Source organism: Serratia sp. CY38905, from assembly GCF_052168875.1.
Lineage (GTDB): Bacteria > Pseudomonadota > Gammaproteobacteria > Enterobacterales > Enterobacteriaceae > Serratia > Serratia sarumanii.
On sequence record NZ_JBJNLV010000009.1, the window covers coordinates 48744 to 73200 of the forward strand.

Annotated in this window: 26 protein-coding genes; 16 read left to right on the forward strand and 10 right to left on the reverse strand. The window is 60.2% G+C overall.

The genetic code is table 11. From position 1 onward, the window contains the following. Positions 1–135 precede the first annotated feature (135 nt). Genes ACJ8MK_RS18075 through ACJ8MK_RS18085 form a run of 3 tightly spaced genes read left to right on the forward strand, consistent with a single transcriptional unit; the run spans position 136 to position 918 of the window. A complete protein-coding gene (locus tag ACJ8MK_RS18075) occupies positions 136–396 on the forward strand; it encodes a hypothetical protein (RefSeq protein ID WP_049196799.1) in 261 nt (86 codons plus the stop codon). Positions 397–420: 24 nt separating this feature from the next. After that, positions 421–588: a hypothetical protein gene (locus ACJ8MK_RS18080; RefSeq protein ID WP_154067229.1), complete on the forward strand. Its 168-nt coding sequence runs from the start codon at positions 421–423 to the stop codon at positions 586–588. 42 nt (positions 589–630) lie between these two features. Next, positions 631–918, forward strand: coding sequence for a hypothetical protein (locus ACJ8MK_RS18085; protein ID WP_025302730.1), 288 nt, complete (start codon positions 631–633; stop codon positions 916–918). Positions 919–1102: 184 nt separating this feature from the next. Here the strand turns inward: ACJ8MK_RS18085 and ACJ8MK_RS18090 are convergent, their stop codons facing one another. From ACJ8MK_RS18090 to guaD, 3 genes are all read right to left on the reverse strand, one after another. Beyond that, positions 1103–3202: a peptidase domain-containing ABC transporter gene (locus ACJ8MK_RS18090; RefSeq protein ID WP_033638474.1), complete on the reverse strand. Its 2100-nt coding sequence runs from the start codon at positions 3200–3202 to the stop codon at positions 1103–1105. Then, positions 3195–4481 (reverse strand): HlyD family secretion protein, encoded by a 1287-nt coding sequence (locus tag ACJ8MK_RS18095; RefSeq protein WP_033648236.1) that lies wholly within the window; start codon positions 4479–4481, stop codon positions 3195–3197. The genes ACJ8MK_RS18090 and ACJ8MK_RS18095 overlap by 8 nt, the downstream gene beginning before the upstream one ends. Positions 4482–4920: 439 nt before the next feature. After that, on the reverse strand, positions 4921–6243 hold the full coding sequence (gene guaD / locus ACJ8MK_RS18100; protein ID WP_033655182.1) for a guanine deaminase: 1323 nt from the start codon (positions 6241–6243) through the stop codon (positions 4921–4923). A gap of 425 nt (positions 6244–6668) precedes the next feature. Between guaD and fecI the strand changes: the two genes are divergently transcribed. The 3 genes from fecI (at position 6669) to fecA (ending at position 10612) form a co-directional block, all read left to right on the forward strand. Next, complete coding sequence (fecI, locus tag ACJ8MK_RS18105) at positions 6669–7193, forward strand: ferric citrate uptake sigma factor FecI (protein WP_033638471.1); 525 nt, start codon at positions 6669–6671, stop codon at positions 7191–7193. Beyond that, the gene (fecR, locus tag ACJ8MK_RS18110) at positions 7190–8146 is read left to right on the forward strand and encodes a ferric citrate uptake sigma factor regulator FecR (protein WP_033648233.1); all 957 of its coding nucleotides are present in this window, start codon (positions 7190–7192) and stop codon (positions 8144–8146) included. The genes fecI and fecR overlap by 4 nt, the downstream gene beginning before the upstream one ends. Positions 8147–8260: 114 nt before the next feature. After that, positions 8261–10612 (forward strand): TonB-dependent Fe(3+) dicitrate receptor FecA, encoded by a 2352-nt coding sequence (gene fecA / locus ACJ8MK_RS18115; protein WP_334282557.1) that lies wholly within the window; start codon positions 8261–8263, stop codon positions 10610–10612. Between the two features lie 41 nt (positions 10613–10653). Here the strand turns inward: fecA and ACJ8MK_RS18120 are convergent, their stop codons facing one another. Next, the gene (locus ACJ8MK_RS18120; protein ID WP_154609291.1) at positions 10654–10821 is read right to left on the reverse strand and encodes a hypothetical protein; all 168 of its coding nucleotides are present in this window, start codon (positions 10819–10821) and stop codon (positions 10654–10656) included. On the opposite strand from ACJ8MK_RS18120, the gene ACJ8MK_RS18125 reads away from it, so the two are divergent. Further along, positions 10813–11334: a GNAT family N-acetyltransferase gene (locus ACJ8MK_RS18125; RefSeq protein WP_033638468.1), complete on the forward strand. Its 522-nt coding sequence runs from the start codon at positions 10813–10815 to the stop codon at positions 11332–11334. The two genes, ACJ8MK_RS18120 and ACJ8MK_RS18125, sit on opposite strands and share 9 nt — an antisense overlap. 125 nt (positions 11335–11459) lie before the next feature. Continuing rightward, positions 11460–12209 (forward strand): bifunctional NADP-dependent 3-hydroxy acid dehydrogenase/3-hydroxypropionate dehydrogenase YdfG, encoded by a 750-nt coding sequence (ydfG, locus tag ACJ8MK_RS18130; protein ID WP_025302722.1) that lies wholly within the window; start codon positions 11460–11462, stop codon positions 12207–12209. Positions 12210–12245: 36 nt separating this feature from the next. Here the strand turns inward: ydfG and ACJ8MK_RS18135 are convergent, their stop codons facing one another. Further along, entirely contained in the window at positions 12246–12572 is a 327-nt protein-coding gene (locus ACJ8MK_RS18135) for a YnfA family protein (RefSeq protein ID WP_334282556.1), read from the reverse strand. 148 nt (positions 12573–12720) lie between these two features. Here ACJ8MK_RS18135 and ACJ8MK_RS18140 point away from each other — a divergent pair, with 148 nt between their 5' ends. After that, a complete protein-coding gene (locus ACJ8MK_RS18140; RefSeq protein ID WP_004938560.1) occupies positions 12721–13089 on the forward strand; it encodes a DUF1283 family protein in 369 nt (122 codons plus the stop codon). Positions 13090–13178: 89 nt separating this feature from the next. Then, the gene (locus ACJ8MK_RS18145) at positions 13179–13478 is read left to right on the forward strand and encodes a DUF1161 domain-containing protein (protein WP_033648229.1); all 300 of its coding nucleotides are present in this window, start codon (positions 13179–13181) and stop codon (positions 13476–13478) included. Positions 13479–13534: 56 nt separating this feature from the next. Here ACJ8MK_RS18145 and ACJ8MK_RS18150 read toward each other — a convergent pair whose 3' ends face one another. Then, positions 13535–15022, reverse strand: a complete 1488-nt coding sequence (locus ACJ8MK_RS18150; RefSeq protein ID WP_047567634.1) for an MDR family MFS transporter — start codon at positions 15020–15022, stop codon at positions 13535–13537. Between the two features lie 508 nt (positions 15023–15530). Between ACJ8MK_RS18150 and ACJ8MK_RS18155 the strand changes: the two genes are divergently transcribed. The 5 genes from ACJ8MK_RS18155 to clcB all read left to right on the forward strand — a co-directional run bounded on the left by ACJ8MK_RS18155 (position 15531) and on the right by clcB (position 20394). Continuing rightward, complete coding sequence (locus ACJ8MK_RS18155; protein ID WP_033638459.1) at positions 15531–16247, forward strand: ABC transporter permease; 717 nt, start codon at positions 15531–15533, stop codon at positions 16245–16247. Positions 16248–16311: 64 nt separating this feature from the next. Then, positions 16312–17169 (forward strand): glycine betaine ABC transporter substrate-binding protein, encoded by an 858-nt coding sequence (locus tag ACJ8MK_RS18160; protein WP_223307178.1) that lies wholly within the window; start codon positions 16312–16314, stop codon positions 17167–17169. A gap of 11 nt (positions 17170–17180) precedes the next feature. Then, on the forward strand, positions 17181–17831 hold the full coding sequence (osmW, locus tag ACJ8MK_RS18165; protein WP_033638455.1) for an osmoprotectant ABC transporter permease OsmW: 651 nt from the start codon (positions 17181–17183) through the stop codon (positions 17829–17831). Beyond that, entirely contained in the window at positions 17828–18967 is a 1140-nt protein-coding gene (gene osmV / locus ACJ8MK_RS18170) for an osmoprotectant ABC transporter ATP-binding protein OsmV (RefSeq protein ID WP_041034977.1), read from the forward strand. Before osmW ends, osmV begins: the two co-directional genes overlap by 4 nt. A gap of 125 nt (positions 18968–19092) precedes the next feature. Then, on the forward strand, positions 19093–20394 hold the full coding sequence (gene clcB / locus ACJ8MK_RS18175) for a voltage-gated ClC-type chloride channel ClcB (protein ID WP_442517958.1): 1302 nt from the start codon (positions 19093–19095) through the stop codon (positions 20392–20394). On the opposite strand, the gene ACJ8MK_RS18180 is transcribed toward clcB, so the two are convergent. Beyond that, positions 20391–20783 carry a helix-turn-helix domain-containing protein gene (locus tag ACJ8MK_RS18180; protein ID WP_060436260.1) on the reverse strand — a complete coding sequence of 131 codons (393 nt, stop codon included), beginning with the start codon at positions 20781–20783 and terminating at the stop codon, positions 20391–20393. The genes clcB and ACJ8MK_RS18180 overlap by 4 nt on opposite strands. 68 nt (positions 20784–20851) lie before the next feature. Between ACJ8MK_RS18180 and ACJ8MK_RS18185 the strand changes: the two genes are divergently transcribed. Then, complete coding sequence (locus ACJ8MK_RS18185; protein WP_442517959.1) at positions 20852–21346, forward strand: DUF2938 family protein; 495 nt, start codon at positions 20852–20854, stop codon at positions 21344–21346. Positions 21347–21352: 6 nt separating this feature from the next. Here the strand turns inward: ACJ8MK_RS18185 and bioD are convergent, their stop codons facing one another. The 3 genes from bioD to ACJ8MK_RS18200 form a co-directional block, all read right to left on the reverse strand. Then, positions 21353–22018, reverse strand: coding sequence for a dethiobiotin synthase (bioD, locus tag ACJ8MK_RS18190; protein WP_033638445.1), 666 nt, complete (start codon positions 22016–22018; stop codon positions 21353–21355). Between the two features lie 144 nt (positions 22019–22162). After that, positions 22163–23380, reverse strand: a complete 1218-nt coding sequence (mlc, locus tag ACJ8MK_RS18195) for a sugar metabolism global transcriptional regulator Mlc (protein WP_004938526.1) — start codon at positions 23378–23380, stop codon at positions 22163–22165. A 159-nt stretch (positions 23381–23539) separates the two neighbouring features. Next, the gene (locus tag ACJ8MK_RS18200) at positions 23540–24430 is read right to left on the reverse strand and encodes a LysR substrate-binding domain-containing protein (protein ID WP_033638441.1); all 891 of its coding nucleotides are present in this window, start codon (positions 24428–24430) and stop codon (positions 23540–23542) included. Between the last annotated feature and the right edge of the window lie 27 nt (positions 24431–24457).

A 24457-nucleotide genomic window follows, 5' to 3' on the forward strand; every position in this document is an offset into this window, starting at 1 on the left:
TCTTTATTTTTTTCCGAAGACAGGAGGTTTACCAGCACAATCATTCAATCCTTTATCTTTTCAACCTTGCTAGTGGCATTTTTCTGGTATCGGAAAACTGCAAAAACCAAAAACCAATAATATAAGGAAGTCATTATGAGAGAGCTTACACTTAATGAAGTGAACTTTATCGCGGCAGCTGGGGATTTCAGCTATGCAGAGTTGGGCGGTGCAGTCGCTGCCGGCGCGGTTGGTGGAGCGATGACCGGCGCCATGGCTGGCGGCGTCGGTGCTGGCCCAGGCGCTGTTGCCGGTGCCGTTATCGGTGGTGCCGCCTATACCGCTGGCAAAATGGTGGAATCCATGTTGGGTGGCAATAAACAAACATCGACGAACAATCCTGCCGACAGTAACTAATGCAGGAAGATTCGTATCCATCATATGAAAAGATTATTCATTATATTGTTCGCCATTTTAATCGGGCTTGTTGTTGGCGCGATTGCGGATTATTTCAGCCTCAATCGTTTCTTGAAATACGCCCTTATCGCCTTTGCCGTTATCGCCACGCATAAATTGCTCAATAGCGATCGCGGGCGACGCTCAGCATGATCAACGTGGCTTATTTTAAAATTTAATTACTAAGGAGCAAGTATGCGCAATCTTACCTCTGAAGAATGTTCAATCATTTCCGGTGCAGGAGATCGCAGCGGTACATTGACGGTTTCCGCAGAAACTGTCGGCGCAGCGATCGGCGGCGGCATCGGCTCTATCGGTGGCGTGGCGGGCGGCGTTGTCGGCACTATTGTCGGCGGTGCTGTCGGTAACTATGTCACCGGCGATCGTGCCCCCGGCTCAGTTGGCCCATCAGGCATTCCCTGGGGCGGGAGCAACGGCGGCGGTACCATGTGGGGGAACAACAACAATACCGATTCGAACTGATCGGGGCCCTGCAAGCCTCGCGGTTGACCTCTGCGGTTAACATTGGCTTCAGCGCCTAAAGCGTCACATCATGCCAGGGTTATCATTGTGATAACCCTTTTTTCATGGGTTCACCGCAGGATGAGTGCGCGGTTGACGTAGCGAAAATATCGGGGTGAAGAGGCCAGGTAAAGCGAAGCTGACATTACCCGAGTCGAATGACTCTATCCGCAGAGGCAATCGTCGACGGACGGTGCGCAATAATCACGCGGGTAATGTTCAGTTGTGAAATAGCGCGGTTAATATGTGTTTCATTATCTAGATCCAGGTGGCTAGTCGCTTCGTCCATAAACAGAATGCTGGGGCGACGATAGAGCGCACGGGCTATCAATAAGCGCTGTTTCTGCCCGCCAGAAAGGCTCCCCCCCAGTTCGCCGATCAATGTTTCATAGCCCATCGGCATGTTTTGAATATCATCATGCATATTGCAACGTCGTGCGCACGCCTCAATACGCTTCAGATCCATTTCGGCATCAAATCCTGAAATATTTTCAGCGATAGATCCCGCCAGCAGCTTGTCATCCTGCAACACGCAAGCGATACATTGGCGATAATTATTAACGCCAATGTTGCTGATATCCATACCGTCGACCAGCACGGCCCCTTCATCCGGCGACAGCAACCCACACATTAACTTCATCAACGTGGTTTTACCCGCGCCGGAGGGACCGACAATCGCCACGCTTTCTCCCGCTGCAATGCTGAGATTCAAATCCGCGATAATGGGTTTCGCCAAGCGATCATACTGGTAGCGCAGATTCCGCACCTGAAGCTCCGCGGCTTTGCCTTTTGTGAAGAGCTGGCGCGCAGGCATTTGCGATTCCGGTGACGAAAGCACAATGTCCGCCACCCTTTCATTATGCAAACTCAGCATTCGCAGCTGAAGCATCATGTCGATCAGGCTGCTGGCACGCTCCGAAAACTGCCCGCGGTAGGCGTTAAACGCGATAAACATGCCGATCGTCATTTGATTGTCTATGACCAATGCCGCGCCTAGCCAAAGGATGATCACCTGATCGCAGGTGGCGATAAACGCCCCCAGGCCGCCAAACATCATGTTTAATTTGGTCAGCTTGATACCGGCATTGATCGTTTCTACGTTTAGATTCAGCCAATACTGCGAACGGGTTTCAGATAACCCCAGCGCCTTTAACGTACTGACGCTATACAACGTTTCCATGAAATGAGACCCGGCTCGTGCCCCTTTCACCAACTGCTCTTCCGACAGCTGCCGATAATATTGATAGGTCGACAACCTGAGAATAACGTATATCGCCGTAAAGCCGAGCACCACCCAAACCAACCAGCCGCCATAGAGCAGCATCATGATAAATACGCCTACGGACATGATGCCATCAATAATACTGCTGACGATGCTGGTAGTGAAAGTCGCTCTTATCGTATCCAATGAGCCGAAACGGGATTGAATATCACCCAACTTGCGCTTCTCAAAGAAGGAAAGCGGCAATTTCATCAGATGATCGAACACTCCCGCCTTCCATTGCACGTCTATCAACGCGCCCATGACGATAGAGATCCACGAGCGCAACATGGATACGCCGGTACGGAATAAAATAAAAAACAGCAATCCTATGCATATCAGCGCTAAAAGATCATGATCGCCGGCCAGAATCACATGGTCCATGACCAACTGCGTACCGACGGGCAACAGCAGATTAACCGTTTCAATCACGATCGACAGACAGAAGATCTTTAGCAAGGCCCCCTTGAGGCCGCGCACATTGCTCATCAGCTTGCGAAAACGCAATCTGCTTTGCTGTTTGATCGGCTGAAATTCACTGTCTGGCCACAGCTCAAGCGCTACGCCGGTAAAATGCCGCGACAGTTCATGCAACCCCAGCACTTTACGGCCAAAGGCAGGATCATGGATCACCGCCCGCCCTCGGCTGACACTGACAAGCACCACGAAATGCTTCATGTCCCAATGCAGAATACAAGGCATTTTCAATGCCTTAAGTTCATCGATATTCAGCGATAACGCTCTGGATTGCAGTTTCAGTGCGCTCGCGATGTCAATCAGCGCGGACAGCGTCGCCCCGCGTGAAGAAAAGCCGTAGCGGCTGCGCAGATTAAACAGATCGATTTGCAAGCCATGGTAATGGCATACCATCGCCAGACTGGCCAGCCCACATTCCGAGGCTTCAGTTTGCAGGATCTGCGGCACTTTGCGGCGCAGCGACAAATTGAGTTTGCCCTTTAGCGTGTCGAAATAAGATTCAGTCATTAATTGGCCCCATCAGGCTGTTTTTCATATCGTAGAAAGGCGAGAACATCCATTGATATAAAGGCCTTTTTTCCAGAAACAGCGTGGATTGAGCCCGCATGCCGTTAGTGAGCTGCAACGCCTTGCCCTGGTAACTGATATGCGTTTCATCCAGGGAAACGGTGACCTTGTAATAAGATGCCGTTTGCGCGTTGGGCTGATGCACGGGAGAACTGCTGTAAGTTGACATTTCTTGCATGGAGGCCGGCACATAAGCGATGCTTTCTATCCTGCCGGGAAACTGGCCAAACTTCTCATAGGGGAAAGCATCATAACGAATGTTGATGGCGTCCCCCGCTGAAACATAAGGCACACTGGCGTTCGGCAACCATAAAACTAGCTGATAAATCGCGCCATTACGTGGAATAATCTGTACCAGACTGTCACCGCTATTGACCATCTGACCCGGGGTAACGCTGAGAGATTCAATGCGGCCATCGCTCGGGGCGTTCACGATCAATGCGCCGCTGGCATCGGCTTCCGCTAACTGCCGTTGCAAATCATTACGCTGAAACTGGTACTGTGAAATTTGATTATCGAAATCTGCCGCGCGCGTAACGATGTCGCTTTCCAAATTCGTAATTTGCAACGATTCCTGAATGTGTTGGCTATGCAGGTTTTGGAACAGACTTTGTTGTTGATAAAACGAATAGGTTTGTCCGCTAAGCTGATCTTTGGTAATCAGACCGCGCTGCTGATATTCCTTATAGGAACGCATGTTGTCCTGAGCAAATGCCACCCCTTCTCGTGCGTTATCCAACAGCTGTTTGGACTGCATGTGCGCCAATTCATACTGTTTTTTTTGCGCGCGTAGATTTTCCAGCGTCATGCGCTTGTTGTCTTGCAACTTAAGGATGATGCTGTCAACGTGTTTTAACTGGTTTTCCAGCGCCAGGCGCGTATTGGCGCTCACTTTCCCGTTATCCGTCACCCGGCTGACATCAATCTGATAAAGACGCTGGCCTTTTTTAACCACGTCGCCCACTTCGACGAAGCGTTCCGAGATAAAACCCTGCTGGGGTGCAAACACATTGACTGAGCGGGGGAAGGTGGTGATTTCACCATAAACATTAATGCGGCGCGTATAATGACTGAATATAAGAAAAGAGAGGAAAACAAGAATAAATAAAAACGATAAAAGACCAAAGCACCAGGCGGGCAAGCCGTTTATCAATAAGGCCTTACCCGCCCATTTCGCCCGCTGATGATCCGTGGCTTCCTGTCGAAACAAATCACGCATGAAATCCCTTTCCAGAAATAAAGCTCAAGCCAATCCTGGCTCGTAAAATGCAGAAGTACACCGAAAAAACAGCAACAGTGATTAAAACAAGCCTGTTGCTTTTTAAGCAGCGATATCGTAAAGATAATTATTCTCATTATGATATAGAGCCCCCCGAAGAAATGCAATGCTTTTTACGCACTTATCCAGCAACATGGCTGTATATCACTAGGTATATTCATAAAAAACCAATAAAGAGTCTCCTAACCAAATAATCGTATTCAGACTACATCTCGGCATGTCCAATAAATAATCATGCGCCGCCCTTCCATTGTCTGTTTTTCATCCACAATGTGTGCAGCAATAACGCTATCAAGGCTTTCACTTCCTTATGTTAAAATTGTCGCCACGCGGTGTCGGCGTATTCCAATATGCCTTTGCGCCAACACCGCGAATGAAATCAGTCTGACACCGCCGCCTGATAAACCACCTTGCCGTCCACATAGGTGCGATAAATATTGCGATCGTCCCCCAGCGTCATCAGCACGAAGCCTTGTTCCGCCGGCGTGGCGCTGTTGGCGTAGCGTAACTGCTGCAGCGGCGTCACCGCCGGATCGAGCACCACGAAATCCGCCTCTTTGCCGACGTCGAAGTTGCCGATTTTGTCGTCCAGCGACAGCGCGCGGGCGCCGCCCAGGGTGGCGTGATAGAACGCTTCTACGGCGGAGAGCCGGTAATGCTGCAGCTGGCCGACCTTGTACGCCTCGCCCAGCGTGCGCAGCATATTGAAGGAGGTGCCTGCCCCCACGTCGGTGCCGATGCCGAGCTTCACCCGCTTGCGCCAGGCCTGCTGCAGGTCGAACAGCCCGCTGCCGAGGAACAGGTTGGAGGTGGGGCAAAAGGCGATCGCCGAACGGGTCTCGCACAGGCAGTCCCACTCCTGCTCCTCCAGGTGCAGGCAGTGGGCGAACACGCTTTTGCCGCCGGTCATGCCGTAGCGATGGTAAACGTCCAGATAGCTTTGGCTTTGCGGGAACAGCGATTTTACCCAGGCCACTTCCTGCGGATTCTCGCTCAGGTGCGTCTGCAGCCACACGTCGGGGAATTCTTCGCGCAGCCGCTGCACCTGCGCCAGCAGCGCCGGGGTGCTGGTTGGCGCAAAGCGCGGCGTAATGGCGTAACCGAGGCGGCCTTTGCCGTGCCAGCGTTCAATCAACTCGCGCGTGTCGCGGTAACTCTGCTCCGGCGTTTCCAGCAGCGCCTGCGGCGCATGGCGATCCATCATCACCTTACCGGCGATCAGGCGCATGTTCAGCGTTTGCGCCTGGCTGAACAGCGCATCGACCGACTGCGGATGCACGCTGCCGAACACCAGCGCGGTGGTAGTGCCGTTGCTCAGCAACTCCCGCAGAAAGAAGGCCGACATCGCGTCGGCGTGCCGCTCGCAGCCATAGCGGCTTTCGGTCGGGAAGGTGTAATTATTTAACCAGTCCAGCAGTTGGTCGCCATAGGCGCCAATCATTTCGGTTTGCGGATAGTGGATATGGGTGTCGATAAAGCCCGGTACGATCGGTTTGTCGCGATACTCCGTGACCGCGAAACCCGGCGGCAGCAGCGCCTCACCCTGCTGCCAGCTGCCGAACCAGACGATAACGCCCCCGTTCAGCAGCAACAAACCGTCGGGAATGTGCCGCAGGCGTTCGTCAAGCTGTTGCGGTTCCTCCACGCAGGCCGCGATATCAAAAAAATTGCCACGAATAGCCGTGGTGAATTGCAGTGCCATTATTTTCTTCCTTGTGACGACCGGCCAATCTCACCCGCATAATAACCTGCGCCGATGAAACAATGCCTTCTGTTGCCCAAACTTAAAGACCGGGTTAAGCATAGCAAGCCGTGTGCCAACAGACCGACATAAAATATATTTTCACGTTAAAACAAAGTGATACTAATTAAACAAAGAAAACCAACCGAAGAAAAAGAATAAAACACGCGGCGATCTTCGACGGCAGACTAATAGCAACCGTTTGCTTACCGAAATAACACCGTTGCTGCACCTTTAATGGGCAAAGGGATATTTTCGCGCCCGTCAGCCTATTTCAACGCGATAAAAAGAGGCCGGAACCATTCAGGAACCCACCCGACAAACTTGAAACGATAACCATTCTCAATTATCATCCGCGCATCTTTTTGACCAGCAATGCGAAAACCATGTCCGCCACCGCTTCCGCCCCGCACGCCGCGCTGTCGCGCCTTTACGCCACCCATCACGCCTGGTTGCAGGGATGGTTGCGCCGTCGGCTGGGCTGCGCTTTCGACGCGGACGATGTGGCGCAGGACACCTTTATGCGCCTGCTGAAAAGCGACGCCGCGGCGACCCTGCGCGAGCCGAAAGACTTTCTGGTCACCGTCGCCAAGCGGGTGATGGTCGATCTGTTCCGCCGCAGAACGCTGGAGCGCGCCTATCTGGAGATGCTGACGCTGATCCCGGAAGGCTACGCCCCGTCGCCGGAACAGCGCCAGAGCCTGTTGGAAAGCCTGCAGCAGATCGATGCCATGCTCGACGGCCTGGGGCCAAAAGCGAAACAGGCCTTTCTGCTGTCGCAGCTCGAAGGCCTGGGCTATGCGGACATCGCCGTGCGCCTCGGCGTGTCGGTCAGTTCGGTTAAAAAATACATGGCCAAGGCCACCGAGCATTGCCTGCTGTTCAGCCTGGAAAACGACGTTTTCTCATGAGCAACGCCATTACCCCCGAGCAGCGCCAGGCGCTGAAGATGGCCGCACACTGGTATGCCCTGCTGTGCGATGAGCACGTCACCGACCGCCAGCGCCTACAGTGGCAAGCCTGGCACCAGCAGCACGCCGATCACCGCTGGGCCTGGCAGCGCGTCGAAGCGCTGCAGAGCCAGCTGCAGGGCGTGCCGGGCAAGTTCAGCTACCGCGCGCTCGATCGCGCCGGCCGCCAGTCGGCAATCGATCGCCGCACCCTGCTGAAGAGCCTGCTGCTGTTGCTTGGCGTAGGCGGCGGCGGTTTCCTTTACCAATCGCCGTTCGGCCGGGAGCTGCGCGCCGACTACCGCACCGCCACCGGCGAAATCAAACCCATTGTGTTAAGCGACGGCACCCAGCTGGTGCTGAACACCGCCAGTGCGGTGGACGTGCATTACGACGATCGTCAACGGTTGATCCGTTTGCACGCCGGAGAAATCAGCCTGATTACCGGGCGCGACCCCCGGCCGCTGTGGGTGCAAAGCCCGCAAGGGGCGATGCGCGCGCTCGGCACCCGCTTTTTGGTGCGCGAGATCGGCGGAGAGACGCGCCTGACGGTGCTGGAGCATGCGGTCGAAGCGCAGCTGGCGCAGGATCCGCAGCAAACGCGCCGGGTGGACGCCGGGGAACAGATCGGCTTCAGCGCCTCGGCCTTCAGCGACAAGCAACCGGCTGCGGCGGAGGACGGCTGGCTGCGCGGCGTGCTGAGCGTCAGCCAATGGCGGCTGGACCAGGTGATCGCCGAACTGGCGCGCTACCGACGCGGCCACCTGAGCTGCGATCCGGCCGTCGCCGGCCTGCGCGTCAGCGGCAGTTTCCCGCTCAACGATACCGATCGCGCCCTCGCCCTGCTCAGCCAGACGCTGCCGGTGCGCCTGCAAAGCTTTACCCGCTATTGGCTGCAAATCGTTCCCGCCTGAATTTTTTAAATGAAAATGATAAAAAATCGCATTCTTGATTGTCCCTTTTGCTTCGCTCATCCGACTCCCAGGAAAACACTGCAGCAATAAATAAAAAATGATTCAGGAGAAGGTATGAACAACGCTTGGGAAAAGGGAGCGCCGGCTTCGCTTTGGGGAAAACGCGCCACGCCGCTGGCCGTGGCCATTGGCCTGGCCTTCGCCGCACCGCTGACGGCGAGCGCCGCCAGCGCCGCCGCAGCCTATCATATTCCGGCCGGTGAGCTGGACGGCGCGCTGAACGCTTTCGCCGCTCGCGCCGGCATCGCGCTCTCAGTGGACGGCACGCTGACCGCCGGTAAACGTTCGCCGGGCCTGAGCGGCAGCTACGGCGTCGATGACGGCCTGAACGCCCTGCTGGCGGGCAGCGGCCTGCAGGCTAAAGCGCTCGGCAACAACGGTTACACGCTGGCCAAACTGCCGCAGCCGCAGAAGGAAGAAGACATCACCGTGGTCGGTGACTGGCTGGCGGAAGGCCGCCAGGTAGACGTGTTCGAACATCCCGGCGCGCGCGACGTGGTGCGCCGCGAAGAATTCGCCAAAACCGGCACCACCACCGTGCGCGAAGCGTTGAATCGCGTGCCGGGCGTGGTGGCGCCGGAGAACAACGGCACCGGCAGCCATGACATGGCGCTGAACTTCGGCATTCGCGGCCTCAACCCGCGCCTCGCCAGCCGCTCCACCGTACTGATGGACGGCATCCCGGTGCCCTTCGCGCCTTACGGCCAGCCGCAGCTGTCGCTGGCGCCGGTCTCGCTCGGCAATATGGACGCGATCGACGTGGTGCGCGGCGGCGGCGCCGTGCGTTATGGGCCGCAGAGCGTCGGCGGCGTCGTCAACTTCGTCACCCGCGCCATCCCGAAAACCTTCGGCATGGAGGCGGGCATGCAGGGGCAGCTCAGCCCGACTTCGCGCCAGGATCACCCGAAAGGCACCGGCAACCTGATGATCGGCGGCACCGCCGACAACGGCTTCGGCGCGGCGCTGCTCTACTCCGGCACCCGCGGCAGCGACTGGCGCGAACACAGCGCGACCAAGATTGACGACGTGATGCTGAAAAGCCGTTACGCCCCGAACGAGGTGCACACCTTCAACAGCCTGCTGCAATACTACGAAGGCGAGGCGGACATGCCGGGCGGCCTGAGCCGGGCGGACTACAACGCCAACCCGTTCCAGTCGACGCGCCCGTACGACAAGTTCTGGGGCCGCCGCCAGCTGGCGAACTTCGGCTATCAGTATCAGCCGGATCAACAGCACAAGTTCGACGTGCAGAGCTTCTACACCTACACCCTGCGCAGCGGCTATCTGGATCAGGGCAAAAATCTGACGCTGTCACCGCGCGAATACTGGGTGCGCGGCGTGGAACCGCGCTACAGCCAGAGCTTCCGCTGGGGAGACTCGGCGCATGAGGTCGGCGTCGGCTACCGCTACGTCAGCGAATCCACCCACGAGCTGCGCTACACCAGCAAGGCCAGCACCGGCCGGCTGCCGTCCAGCGCCAGCCCGTACGATCGCGATACCCAGTCCGGCACCGAGGCGCACGCCTTCTATATCGACGATCGCATCGACATCGGCGACTGGACCATCACGCCAGGCATGCGCTACGAGTACATCAAGTCGTATCAGAACAACTACATCAAGAACAACCGCCTCGACGTCAGCTATAACGCGCCGCTGCCGGCGTTGAACGTGATGTATCACCTTAACGAATACTGGAACCTGTACGCCAACACCGAAGGCTCCTTCGGCACCGTGCAGTACAGCCAGATGGGCAAAGCGGTCGACAGCGGCAAGATTGAACCGGAGAAGGCGCGCACCTGGGAGCTGGGCACCCGCTACGCCGGCGATGCGCTGACCGGCGAAATCGGGCTGTTCCTGATCAACTTCAACAACCAGTACGACTCCAACCAGGTGACCGACAGCGTGACCGCGCGCGGCAAAACTCGCCACGCCGGGCTGGAGGGCAGCCTGCGTTACGATCTGTCGCAGCTGACGCCGAAACTGGACGATCTGACCGCCTACGCCAGCTACGCCTACGTCAACGCCACTATCCGCGAAGACGGCGGCTACAAGGGCAACCAGGTGCCGTTCTCACCGAAGCATAAAGGCACGCTGGGGCTGGACTACACGCCGGGCAACTGGGCGTTTAACCTCAACGGCGAGTTCCAATCCAGCCAGTTCGCCGATAACGCCAACACCGTGGCGGAAAGCGCCGACGGCAGCACCGGTCGCATTCCCGGCTATATGCTGTGGGGCGTGCGCGCCGCCTATGATTTCGGCCCGGAAATGGCCGGCCTGAATCTGGGCGTCGGCGTGAAAAACCTGTTCAACCACGAGTATTTCACCCGTGCCTATGACGACAATAACAAAGGTCTGTACATCGGCCAGCCGCGCACGATCTATCTGCAAGGCTCGGTGAAGTTCTGATCCCCGACGGCGGGCGCACCTCAGCGCGCTCGCCGCTTCATTCATAACGTGACATTGTCACCAATCCCGATCTTTCCATCTTGCCCAAGCGGCGAAAAATAAGTCGCTTCTGCCGCCAATGCGCGTAATATCGACGATCCGCCCTGATTTATGGGCGCGGATTTTTTGCCGTTCTGGCCTGAAAAGCGAGGGAAAATAAGATGAATCATAATGACCTTTCTCAGTGCCGCGTGGACACCGACCGTTTGTTGATTGCCCCCTTTACCGCAGCAGACGCCGACGATGTTTACCAGGCGATCACCCCCACTCTGACGCGCTTTATGGCCTTTGAGCCGGAGGCGTCGCCGGAAGATTTCGCCAACGTCTGGCAAGGTTGGCTGCCGCTGATGCGCGAAGGCGAAGAAGTGATCTTCGTCGCCCGTCGGCGCGAAGACCGGCAGTTTGTCGGCGTCGGCGGCGCGCACAACCTGCGCAGCCGCACCCCGGAGCTGGGCATCTGGGTGAAAGAGAGCCTGCACGGCCAGGGCTACGGGCGCGAAATCGTGCAGGGCATCGCGCGCTGGGTCAGCGAGCGCTTTCAGCCTCAGCACCTTATCTACCCGGTGGCCGAGCAAAATACCGCCAGCCGCCGCCTCGCCGAGTCGCTGGGCGGCGTGCTGGCCGGCAAGCGTGAAAACATCAAGTATGACGCCGTGGTCTACCACCTGCCGCCTCAGCATTGATCCGCACCGGGCCGCCGGCCCGGTGCGGCCTTTTTTTCTCTGCGCCGCGATAACCGCTGCCACTGCCAGCGGGTTTGTGCTAATGATAGAGGCATGTAGGGTAAAAACAGTTGAGGAACAGCAACATGATTATTTTTGTTACCGGCGCCACCTCCGGTTTCGGCGAGGCAATCGCACGCCGTTTTATCCGTGAAGGCCATCAGGTGATCGCCGCCGGGCGCCGCCTTGAGCGTCTCGAAGAGCTGCAGGACGAATTAGGGCAAGCGCTGCACATCGTGCGGCTCGACGTGCGCAACCGCGCCGCCATTCAACAGGCGATCGAAGCACTGCCGGCCGAGCTGCGCCAGATCGACGTGCTGGTGAACAACGCCGGGCTGGCGCTGGGGCTGGAGCCGGCGCACAAGGCCAACGCCGATGACTGGGAAACCATGATCGACACCAACGCCAAAGGGCTGGTGAACATGACGCGTGCGCTGCTGCCGGCCATGGTCGAGCGCAACGTCGGCCATGTGATCAACATCGGCTCCACCGCCGCCAACTGGCCTTACGCCGGCGGCAATGTGTACGGCGCCACCAAGGCGTTCGTCAAACAGTTCAGCCTGGGGCTGCGCGCCGATCTGCATGGCACGCGCATCCGCGTGACCGATATCGAGCCGGGCCTGGTGGGCGGCACCGAATTCTCCAACGTGCGCTTCAAGGGCGATGACGGCAAGGTCAACAAAACCTACGAAGGCGCCGATGCGCTGACGCCGGAAGACATCGCCGAGTCGGTGTTCTGGGTCGCGACGTTGCCGGCGCGCGTCAACATCAACACGCTGGAAATGATGCCGGTCAGCCAGTCCTTCGCCGGGCTGAACATCCACCGCGGCGCCTGATCTCCGGCGGCGGGAGGCGACTCCCGCCGTGTTTGCTCAGGCTGCGCGCCAGCCGGAAATGATGATCAACATGCCCGCCAGCGCCACCCCCGCGCCCACCCAGTCCAGCGCAGACAGCTTCACCCCGTCCACCACCCGCAGCCACAGCAACGCCGTCGCCACATACACGCCGCCGTAGGCCGCATAGACCCGCCCGCTGGCCGCCGGATGCAGCGTCAACAGCCAGACAAACAGCATCAGGCTCACTGCCGCCGGCAGCAATAGCCAGGCGCTGCCCTGCTTTTTGAGCCAGAGATAAGGCAAGAAACAGCCGATAATTTCAGCCAGGGCGGTGGCGAAAAACAACAGCGTGGTTTTTAACATCGGTCGCAGTTTTCTCTCGATAAAGTAAACGAATCGGCGCTTGGCTGGTGAATTTCAGAAGCGCGGTGGTATATTTGTCACCACGCCTGCGGGCGAAGTAACGCCAGTGCCGCCATCATCAGGCGCACTCACTCATAAGGATGAAACGATGAAAACATTTTCGACCCAACGACTGCTGCGCGGGATGCTGCCGGTCGCCATGCTGGCCGTTATGGGCGCCTGGCAGGCGCCGGCGCTGGCCGCCACCTGCACGCAGGGCAGCACCTGCGTCACCGTCGATGGCAAAGGCAGCGGCGCGATGAGCACCGAAGAAGCACGCCAGAGCAAAGAGCAGTGGAATGATACCAAATCCCTGCGCCACAAGGTTAACACTCGCGTCGAGAAAGAGTTCGACAAGGCCGATCGCGCGGCGGATGACGAAGATCGCTGCAACGACAGCAACAACGTTAACGCATACTGGGAGCCGGACACCCGTAAATGTCTGGATCGTCAGACCGGGCGTCGGATTAATCCTTAATCCGCCTGCGGCGGGCGGGCAAGCGTGAAACCCGGCCGCCATTACTGCTATCCTGTTACAGGAAGTCCATTGTCTAAAAGGATGACGTGATGAAGAAAACGCTGATATTAACCGCTGTCTTGCTGGCCGGCGCGCCGTTGGCGGCTCTGGCCTCCTGCGAAAGCGTGAAAGCGGACATTTCGCAGAAAATCATCAATAACGGCGTTCCGGAGTCCGGCTTCAAACTGGAGATCGTGCCTAACGATCAGGCCGATCAAGCGGGCGGCCAAGTGGTCGGCCACTGCGAAAACGACACCCAGAAGATCGTCTATACCCGCCTGAACAATGGCGACGATCGCGGTGACGCGGCGCAGACCGGCAGCAGCCAGGATACCTCCAACACGCAGTAAGCCGCATCGGCTATCCAGGGCGCAGTTCATTCACAGCCGCGCCCTTTACTTTTCCCTTACGCCTGCTCCGCCTCTTCCCCTTCGCCCTGCGGCCGACAACGCGCCGGGATCAGCATCGCCGCCGCCAACGCCAGCAACGACACCAACGCCGACGCCAGGAACACCCAATGCAGCGAAGCCGCCACCTGCTGGATCAGCTGCGCCAGCGCTTCGCTTCCCATGCTCTGCCGCACCGCCGGCTCCATCAGCCGCTGCACCGGGTCGTCAACCTCCGGCAAACGCCACTGCAGGTTGAGGTTCAGCGTGGCGCCCAAAATCGCAGTGCCGATGGCCGAACCCACCATGCGGGTAAACACCGTACAGGCAGTGGCGATGCCGCGAATGCTGTAATGCGCCGCGTTCTGCACCGACACTAAAAACGTGGTGTTGCACAACCCCATGCCGGCGCCGACCATAAACGCCGCCACCCGCCCCCACAGCAGGCCGCCGGTCGGCTGCAGCATCAGCAGGATCAGGCCGCCCGCCACCAACAGCAGCGCACCCAGCAACGCCGTCGCGCGGTACGAGGTCATCAGCATCAAACGGCCGCTCAGCGTGCTGGCCAGCGGCCAACCGATCGACATCAGCGCCAGCGTGGTGCCCGCCTCCAGCGGCGAGCCGCCCATTACGCCCTGAATGAAAGTAGGCAGGAAGGCGCTGATGCCCATCATCGCCGCGCCGATCACCAGCCCGCCGATGTTGCCGGCGACGATCACCCGGCTTTGCCACAGCGCCAGCGGGAACAGCGGTTCGACCGCGCGCCGCTCCTGGCGGACAAGCAGCGCCAGCGACGCCGCCGCCAGCGCGAGCAACGGCGCCACCCACCATCCCAGGCTTTCCATCTGCAACAGCGCGAGCAGCAGCGCCGAAACAAACAGCGTCAGCCAGGCGGTGCCCGCCAGATCCAGCGCGTGCCGCCGCAGCTGCTGATGCGCCGGCAGATAGCGCCAGAGGAAGAACATCGCCAGCAGGCCGATCGGCAGGTTGACCCAGAAAACCAGCGCCCACGGCAGGTGCTGCACGATAAACGCCCCCAGCAGCGGGCCGATGATCGCCGACACGCCCCACACGCTCGACAGGTAGCCCATCACCTTCGGCCGCTCGGTGGCGCTGTAGATGTCGCCGATGATGGTGGAGGCGATCGGCATGATGGCGCCGGCGCCCAGCCCCTGCAGCAGACGGAAGCCGATCAGCCAATACATGTCGGGGGCGAAGCCGCACAGCACCGATCCCAGCAGGAACAGCGTGGCGCCGAAGAAGAACACCCGCTTGCGGCCGTAGAGATCCGCCAGCCGGCCGTAGATGGGAATGGTGATCGCCTGCGCCAGCAAATAGACCGCGAACACCCAGCCCAGCAGCGAAAAGCCGCCGAGATCGCCGATGATGGTCGGCATGGCGGTGGCGACGATGGTGGCTTCGATCGCCGACATGAACATCGCCAGCATGCAGGCGATCAGGATCAGCGGGCGGTGGGCGATGGGTGCGGGTGAAACGTTATTTGTCATGGCGTTATGCAGGCTTCCTGGCGTTTTTATTTTCCCTGAGTATATCAGCAAGCGTCTGCGCCGAGTCTATCCGCCCTCACATCCTGCCTTTGCCGGCGGCGAATCGCACCATTTGGACTGATTGTTACGGCGTAACGTTTTGCTGCGGATTTTTTTTACTTTCCACGCATCCCAGCGCTGACGCGGTCTGCGGCGCCAATCTGGGCAAACTCAATCAGCTGATTTTGTTCATAAAACTTGGCACGCTCAACGACAGGGTGCTATACCTTCCCTAGCCGGTGCCTTTGGGCTTCGTGCTTTCTCGGGTTTAAATATCAGTATCTTATGCTGATTAACTCACGTATTGAGCCTACGTTCAGCACGCTGTGCCGAACGCACCCTTCGCTCAATCTCGCTAACCTCATGCGAAACGCCCGTTTTGTACCACCACGCCCGCCGGGCAGTGGGTAACAATCAGAGCGGAATGCGCCGCCTATCGGCCGCTCCGCGCAACGGAGGACGCAACATCATGCACAAGTCAGCGCCATACCGGCGCCTGCTCCTCGGGAGCCTGCTGTTTATCGCCGTCGTCGCGCTGCTGGTTTACGGCATCGGCTGGGAAACCCTCAAGTCGCGCCGGGAAGATTTGATTTACCTCGGCCAGCAGCACATGTTCCTGGTGGCGTGCTCCATGCTGCTGTCGCTGCTGGTCGGCATTCCCAGCGGCATCCTGCTGAGCCGCCCTTTCGCCCGCCGCTGGGCGGAGCACGTGATGCAGATCTTTAACGTCGGCAACACCCTGCCGCCGCTGGCGGTGCTGGCGCTGGCGATGGTGATCATCGGCATCGGCGACCGACCGGCGGTGGTGGCGCTGTTCCTCGCCTCGCTGCTGCCCATCGTGCGCAATACCTATGCCGGCCTGCGTTCGGTGCCGCCGGCGCTGGTCGAGGCCGCCAACGGTATTGGCATGACCGCCGGGCAGCGGCTGCGCCAGGTCGAACTGCCCAACGCCCTGCCGGTGATCTTCGCCGGGGTACGCATCGCGATGGCGATCAACGTCGGCACCGCGCCGCTGGCGTTTTTGATCGGCGCCAGCAGCTACGGCGAACTGATCTTCCCCGGCATCTACCTGAACGACTTCCCGACGCTGATCCTCGGCGCCGCCGCCACCGCGCTGATCGCCCTGCTGCTCGATCTGGCGCTGGCCGGTCTCGGCCGCCGGCTCAGCCCGCACACCGCATCCTGATGGGAGAAACGCGATGACTCGATGGTTACAACGCCTCCGCCACGCGCTGCTGTTCTCCTTGCTGATGACCGGCGCGGCCGCCTGGGCCGCCCCGCTGACGCTGGCGAGCAAGAACTTCACCGAACAGCGCATTCTGTCGGCGATCACCGTGCAATACCTGCGGGCCAAAGGTTTTCAGGTCGAACCCAAGACCAATCTGGCCACGGTGATCACCCGCAACGCCATGATCAACAAACAGATCGACATGACCTGGGAATACACCGGCACCTCGCTGATCATCTTTAACCACATCAATAAGCGCATGACGCCGCAGGAAACTTACGACACGGTGAAAAAGCTCGACGCCAAACTCGGCCTGGTGTGGCTGCAGCCGGCGGACATGAACAACACCTACGCCTTCGCCATGCAGCGCCAGCGCGCAGAAAAAGAACAGATTCGCACCATGTCGCAGCTGGTGGCCAAAGTGGAACAGGTGCGTAAAACCGACCCGAAACACAACTGGCTGCTGGGGCTGGATCTGGAGTTTGCCGGCCGCTCGGACGGCCTGAAGCCGATGCAGGCGCTGTACGACATGCCGCTCGATCGTCCGCAAATCCGCCAGATGGATCCCGGCCTGGTCTACAACGCCATCCGCGACGGTTTCGTCGACGCCGGGCTGGTGTACACCACCGACGGCCGGGTGAAAGGCTTCGATCTGCAGGTGCTCGAAGACGACAAGGGTTACTTCCCGAGCTATGCGGTCACGCCGGTGGTGCGCGCCGACGTGTTGCAAAACACGCCGGGGCTGGAAGAGGCGCTGAACACGCTGTCGAAACAGTTCAACAATCAGGTGATCACCGAGCTTAACGCCAGGGTGGATATCGACTACCAGACGCCGCAACAGGTCGCCGACGCGTTCCTCAAGCAGCGCGGCCTGATTTAGGGAGGCATGTGATGAATACCATACTTTACGCCTGGCAAAACTGGGCCTATATCGCCGGATTGACGCTGGAACATCTGCTGCTGGTCGGCGTCGCCGTCGGCCTGGCGATCCTGATCGGCGTGCCGCTCGGCGTGCTGATCGTCCGCCACAAATGGCTGGCGACGCCGGTGCTGAGCCTGGCCACGCTGGTGCTGACCGTGCCCTCCATCGCCCTGTTCGGGCTGATGATCCCGCTGTTTTCCTTAATCGGCCACGGCATCGGCTACGTGCCGGCGATCACCGCGGTGTTCCTTTACTCGCTGCTGCCAATCGTGCGCAACACCCACACCGCGCTCGACAACCTGCCCGGCGGGCTGCGCGAAGCCGGCCGCGGCATCGGCATGACGTTCTGGCAACGCCTGCGCTGGGTGGAGATCCCGGTGGCGCTGCCGGTGATCTTCGGCGGCATCCGCACCGCCGTGGTGATGAATATCGGCGTGATGGCGATCGCTGCGGTGATCGGCGCCGGCGGCCTCGGCCTGCTGCTGCTCAACGGCATCAGCAGCAGCGACATTCGCCAGTTGATTACCGGCGCCGTGATGATCAGCCTGCTGGCGATCGTCCTCGATTGGTTATTGCACCGCTTGCAAATTGCGCTAACGCCCAAGGGGATCCGCTCATGATTAAATTGGAAAATCTGACCAAACAGTTCATGCAAAAGAACGGCACGCCGTTCAACGCCGTAGACAACATCAATCTGGACGTGCCGGAAGGCGAAATCTGCGTGCTGCTCGGCCCTTCAGGCTGCGGCAAAACCACCACGCTGAAGATGATCAACCGCCTGATCGAACCCACCGGCGGCACCATTCTGGTCAACGGCGAAGACACCAGCGCGCTGGATACCGTCAGCCTGCGCCGCAAAATCGGCTACGTCATCCAGCAGATCGGCCTGTTTCCCAACATGACCATCGAGGAGAACATCACCGTGGTGCCGCGCATGCTGGGCTGGGACAAAAAACGCTGCCACGATCGCGCCGAGGAGCTGATGAGCATGGTGGCGCTGGATCCCAAGCGTTTTTTGCACCGCTACCCGAAAGAGATGTCCGGCGGGCAGCAGCAGCGCATCGGCGTGATCCGCGCGCTGGCGGCCGATCCACCGGTGCTGCTGATGGATGAACCCTTCGGCGCAGTGGATCCGATCAACCGCGAAACCATCCAGAACGAGTTTCTCGACATGCAGCGCCAGCTGAAAAAGACCGTGATGCTGGTGAGCCACGACATCGACGAAGCGCTGAAGCTCGGCGATCGCATCGCGGTGTTCCGCCAGGGCAAAATCGTGCAGAACGCCAGCGCCGATGAGCTGCTGGCGCGACCGGCCAACGACTTCGTCGCTTCCTTTGTCGGCCAGGATCGCACGCTGAAGCGCCTGCTGCTGGTGCAGGCCGGCGACGTGGCCGATCAACAGGAAACGGTGACGGTGCGGCGGGAGACGCCGCTAGTGGAAGCGTTCGGGCTGATGGACGATATCGACGCCCGCTCGGTGACGGTGGTGGACGCCGACGGCAAGCCGCTGGGATACGTCAAGCGCCGCGAGGCACGCGGCGCGCCGGGCGTCTGCGCCGACAGCCTGCACCGTTTCCGCGTCACCGCCCGTGCGGAGGAGAACCTGCGCGTGGTGCTGTCGAAGCTGTACGAGCACAACACCTCCTGGATGCCGATCGTCGATGAAGATGGCCGCTACAGCGGCGAAATCTCGCAGGATTATATCGCCGACTACCTCAGCTCCGGCCGCACGCGCCGGGTGCTGACGCCGCAATAACCCACGCCGGGGCGCTCGCCGCCCCGCCCATGCCGCAGTTTGCTAAAGATTCACTGGTCATCGGCCGGAGCGCCAAGCACAATGCGCTGATGACCCTTTGATTTTTCTCACGACGCTGCCCACGCATGAAAAGATTGGTCCATCTGCACCACTATCGCGCCCTGTTGCGCAGCCTGTTTATCGCCGTGTTCATCGGCGTCGCCGCCGCCCTGGCGGTGTGGCTGTTCCACCGTTCGATGATTGGCCTCGAGTGGCTGCTGCTCGGCAATGCCGACGGCAGCCTGGTGGCCGCCGCCGCCGCGCTGCCCGGCTGGCGGCGCGCCCTCACTCCGGCGCTGGGCGGGCTGGCGGCGGGCCTGCTGCTGTATATGCATCAGCGCTACCGCCACCAGCGCCCGGCGGCGCCCACCGACTATATGGAAGCGATCGAGACCGGCAACGGCAAGCTGGACACCGGCGCCAGCCTGGTGAAGTGCCTGGCGTCGCTGCTGGTGGTGTCGAGCGGCAGCGCCATCGGCCGCGAAGGCGCGATGATCCTGCTGGCGGCGCTGGTGGGCTCGCTGTTCGCCCAGCGCTTTACGCACGAGAAAGAGTGGAAACTGTGGGTGGCCTGCGCCGCCGCCGCCGGGATGGCCAGCGCCTATCATGCGCCGCTGGCGGGCAGCCTGTTTATCGCCGAGATCCTGTTCGGCACCCTGATGCTGGCCTCGCTCGGCCCGGTGGTGATCGCGGCGGTCAGCGCCCTGCTGATGACCAACCTGCTCAACGGCGGCCAGGCGCCGCTCTATCTGGTGACGCCGCTCGCCGCCCCCTTGCCGACGCAATACCTGCTGATGGCGCTGGTCGGCGTGGTGGCCGGCGCCGGTGGGCCGCTGTTTTTATGGCTGATGACCGCCACCGGCCATGCCTTCCGCTCGCTGCGGTTGAAGCCGCCGTTGCAGCTGGCGCTGGGCGGCCTGATCGTCGGGCTGCTTTCGCTGCTGTTCCCGCAGGTGTGGGGCAATGGTTACAGCGTGGTACAGGCGCTGCTGATCGCGCCGCCGGGGGTGCTGCTGCTGGGGGCGATCCTGGTGTGCAAACTGTTGGCGATCCTCGCCAGCAGCGGGTCGGGCGCGCCGGGCGGGGTCTTCACCCCGACGCTGTTCGTCGGCGCCGCGCTCGGTTCGATCATCGGTCAGCTGTTTGGCCTGTGGCCGGGCATGGATGCGGTGGTGCCGCTGCTGCTGGCGCTGACCGGCATGGCCACCCTGCTGGCCGCCACCACCCATGCGCCAATCATGGCGGCGCTGATGGTGTTTGAAATGACCGGCGAATACGCGCTGCTGCCCGGCATTCTGCTCTCGTGCGTGATCGCCACCACCGTGTCGCGCGGCCTGCGGCCGGTGTCGGTGTATCACTCGGCGCCGCCGCCCAAACGCGAGGCTTAGAACTCGCCCTGCTGCAGGATTTTCCTGAACTGTGGGCACTGCAGGTGCTCGGGTTCAGGGCAATCGACCATGTGGCGCAGCCCGTCGCGCACCTGCATCAGGCGCTGGATATGGCGATCCAGTTCATCCGACCGCGCCGCCAGCAGCCCGCGATCGAGCGCTATCTTGCCCCGTTCGTCAAACAAGGCGCTCATCTCGTCCAGCGTAAAACCGGCCAGGCGCGCCAGCGCGATCAGCCGCAGTTGGTCAAGCACGCCGGCGGCGTATTGGCGGCGCAAACCGTGGCGGCCCGTCGACGCGATCAGCCCTTTCTTCTCGTAATGCCGCAGCGCGGAAGGCGCGACTCCGCTCAGGCGCGCCACCGCGCCGATATCCAGTTCTTTTGCCATTGACTTGAAGCCGACTTTAAGTTGCACACTGTGCGCACATTATCACGTCACTGAGCCAAGGACACCCTATGACCCCCGATCTGTTAGTGCGCATCCTGTTAACCGGCGCCGGCGCCACCCCCTGTATGGATCTGTGGGCGCTGCTGCTGAAGCGGCGCTTCGGCATCCCTTCTCTCGATTATGCGCTGGTGGGCCGTTGGTTTCTCGGCATGTTCGACGGCCGCTGGTTTCACGCCACCATCGTTACGGCGCCGCCGCGCCGGGGGGAGAGAGAAATCGGTTGGATATTGCATTACGCCATCGGCATCGCGTTTGCCTTTATCCCGCTCGGTTTGGCGGGCAGCGGATGGTATGCGGCGCCGGAGCCGCTCATCGCGCTGTTGAGCGGCTGGCTGAGCCTGGCGGCGCCGTTTCTGGTGATGCAGCCCGCGCTGGGCTTTGGCGTGGCGGCGGCGAAAACCGCCTACCCACGAAAAGCGCGGCTCCTCAGCCTGCTCACCCACACGGTGTATGGGCTGGGCCTGCTGATCGCCGCCCGGCTGTTGGCGACGCTCTGCGCCTGAGCGAGCTTACAGCAGCGTGGAAATATCGAGGTAGTGCGCCAGTTCGCGCTGCTCCGCGCGCGGCAGATACGGAATTTCACCCAGCAGCGGCGCGGGAATGCGCTGCTGCAGCGCCGCGATGGTTTCGGCATAGTGCGCCAACCCCGGGTTGATGCGGTTGGCGACCCAGCCCAGCAGCGGCAGACCGTCGTTGATTATCGACTGCGCGGTCAGCAGCGCGTGGCTGACGCAGCCCAGTTTGATGCCCACCACCAGCACCACCGGCAGCTGTTCCTGCACCACCCACTCGGCGTAAGGCCGCAGATCGTTCATCAGCACCCGCCAACCGCCGCTGCCTTCCACCACCACCGTATCGGCTTTGGCGGACAGATCGCGCAGACCGCTGCTCATCACGCCATAGTTGATGTCCTCGGTTGCATGCGCGTGAAACACCTCATCCAGGCAGGTGATGGGATTGATCTCCTCGTAGGACAGCGGCAGGGTTGAGGTGGCCTGCAACACCAAAGCGTCTTTATTGCGGATGCCCTCACTGGTTTCCTGGCAGCGCGCGGCGATCGGCTTGTAGCCGGCCACCGAACGGCCATCGGCGGCCAGCGCCTGCATCAACCCGCGGGAAACCACGGTTTTACCGACGTCGGTATCCGTGCCTGTCACAAATAAACGCTTCAACATGAATAAAATGCCCCAGAATGCCCCGTTAACAATGTGTCGCCGCACCGGCGGCGAAGAAGTCTTGCGGAAAGATTCTAGGGGATGCGCCCTCATAGGGGCTTGAGGTAGCTCAATCTTTTGCGGGATTAATAAGAAGTTCTGATGTTAGCCCTGCAGCAGCTGCACCAGCAATGAACCGTTGTACAGCGCCTCTTTCACCAGCGCCGCGCCGGGCATGGTGCCCTGATTGAAGAACTGCGTGGATTCGACCTTGACCTGCTCGCTGTAGGCCGGCAGCGCCTGCTGACGAATGCAGGAGGCGATGGCCGGATGCAGGATCTCCGCCGCGCGGTTGAGCGGCGAGCCCACCAGGATCTTCTCCGGATTGAACAGGTTGACCATGATAGCCAGAATGCGCCCCACGCTGTGGCCGACGCCGAGGATAATGTCCCGCGCCAGCTGATCGCCCGCCAGCGCGGCGTCGCACAGTGATTCGACGGTCAGCGGCGCCCCGTGCAGGCTGGAGCTCATCGAGCCGCTCAGCCGCTGCTGGGCGATCTCCAGCATGTTCTCGATGCTGGCCACGGTCTCGAGACAGCCGTGGTTGCCGCAGTAGCAACGTTTACCGTAAGGATCGACCTGGGTGTGGCCGATCTCCACCACGCTGTGGCTGCCGGCGTGCAGCACATGGCCGCCGGTGATCACCCCGGCGCCGACGTTATGGTCGATCACCACCTGAATGACGTTCTGGCTGCCGCGCGAGGCGCCGTACAGCGCCTCGGCCATGGTCCAGGCGCTGATGTCGTGCTGCAGGTAAACCGGCAGGCCGGTGCGGGTTTCCAGCGCCGGGCCGAGCGGCATCTCCAGCACGTCGTAAAACGGCATGCGGTGCACCACGCCGGACTGCACGTCGATCATGCCCGGCAGCGTGATGGCGATCGCCGTCAGCCGCTCCAGCTTGCTTTGGTGGCGGATAAAGAACTGATCGACTTCGGTCAGGATGCGTTTCAACAGCGGTTCGGGGTGTTCGGCCGCCAGCGGCAACTGTTCCTCCACCACCAGTTTGCTGCTGAGATCGCGCAGCGCCAGCGTGATGCTGCCGCGGCTGATGCGGGCGGACAGGTAATGCCAGGCTTCGGTGTCCAGCACCAGTCCCACCGCCGGGCGGCCCCGGCTGCCGATTTCCTGGTACTCGGTTTCCTTGACCAGGTGGGCTTCCAGCAGTTCGCGCACGATCTTGGTGATGCTGGCGGGCGCCAGCTGCGCGCGTTTTGACAGTTCGATGCGCGAAATCGGGCCCAGTTGATCGATTAGCCGATAAACCGCCCCCGCATTAGTCTGCTTGATTTGATCGATATGCCCAGGCTGCCCAACCGCAATCACAAACCTGCTCCTACTATTTTTCGCGCTTCTAAATAAAGACTAGGGGTTATGGTGGGGCTTTTGTCATACAGCGTCAACTATTTGATTCGTTATGTGATTTGCTGCACAAATTCCTCGCAATTTCAGCGTGAATCGAGTTTTATTTACCCGGTTACGGCGTCATTTGAGCATCAACGCCATCAGCGCCTGCGCCGCAGCGGTCAGCGGCCGCCGGCGGTGATGCACCAGCCACACTTCGGTGGTGGCGTCGGGTTCCGCCAGCGGCAAATAGCGCACGCCGTCCACCCGCACCCGGGCGAAAGAGGCCGGCAGAATCGACACCCCCAACCCTGCGGAGACCAGCCCGATGATGGTCATCGCTTCGCCCACTTCCTGGGTGATGTACGGAGTTATGCCGGCCTTGCCGAGCAGCAGCAGAATTTCGTCGTACAGCGCGGTGCCGACTTCACGCGAGAAGAACACGAACGGCTCCTGCGCCAGATGTTGAAACCGCAGCGCGCCGCCGGGCGTTTCCGCCAGCGGATGCCCTTGCGGCACCACCGCCACCAGCGGTTCGCGCAGCAGCAGCTGATAGTGAAGCGCCTCCGGCAGCCGCGTGTTGCGCATCACCCCCAGATCCAGCTCACCGTTCAGCAGCGGTTCGATCTGCTGTTTGGTGTTGATTTCGCGCATTTTGATATGCACCTGCGGCGAGTGCTGACGAAAGGCGCGCAGGCTGCGCGACACCACGCCGATAAAGGGCGCGGAAGAGGTAAAGCCGATGGTCATTTCCCCCAGTTCGCCGCGATCCAGACGCGCCGCCTTTTCCGCCGCGCGCCCGACCTGATCGAGCACCTGATAGGCTTCTTTGAGGAACATCTCCCCGGCCTGGGTCAAACTGACGTTGCGGTTGTTGCGCGCCAGTAGCCGCGCGCCGACCATCTCCTCCAGCGCCTGGATTTGCTGGCTGAGCGGCGGCTGGGAGATACGCAGCCGCTCGGCGGCGCGGCCAAAATGCAGCTCTTCCGCCACGGCGATAAAGTAACGCAGGTGTCTCAATTCGATATTCATATTTAAAACGTCTTAATTTGAATTATT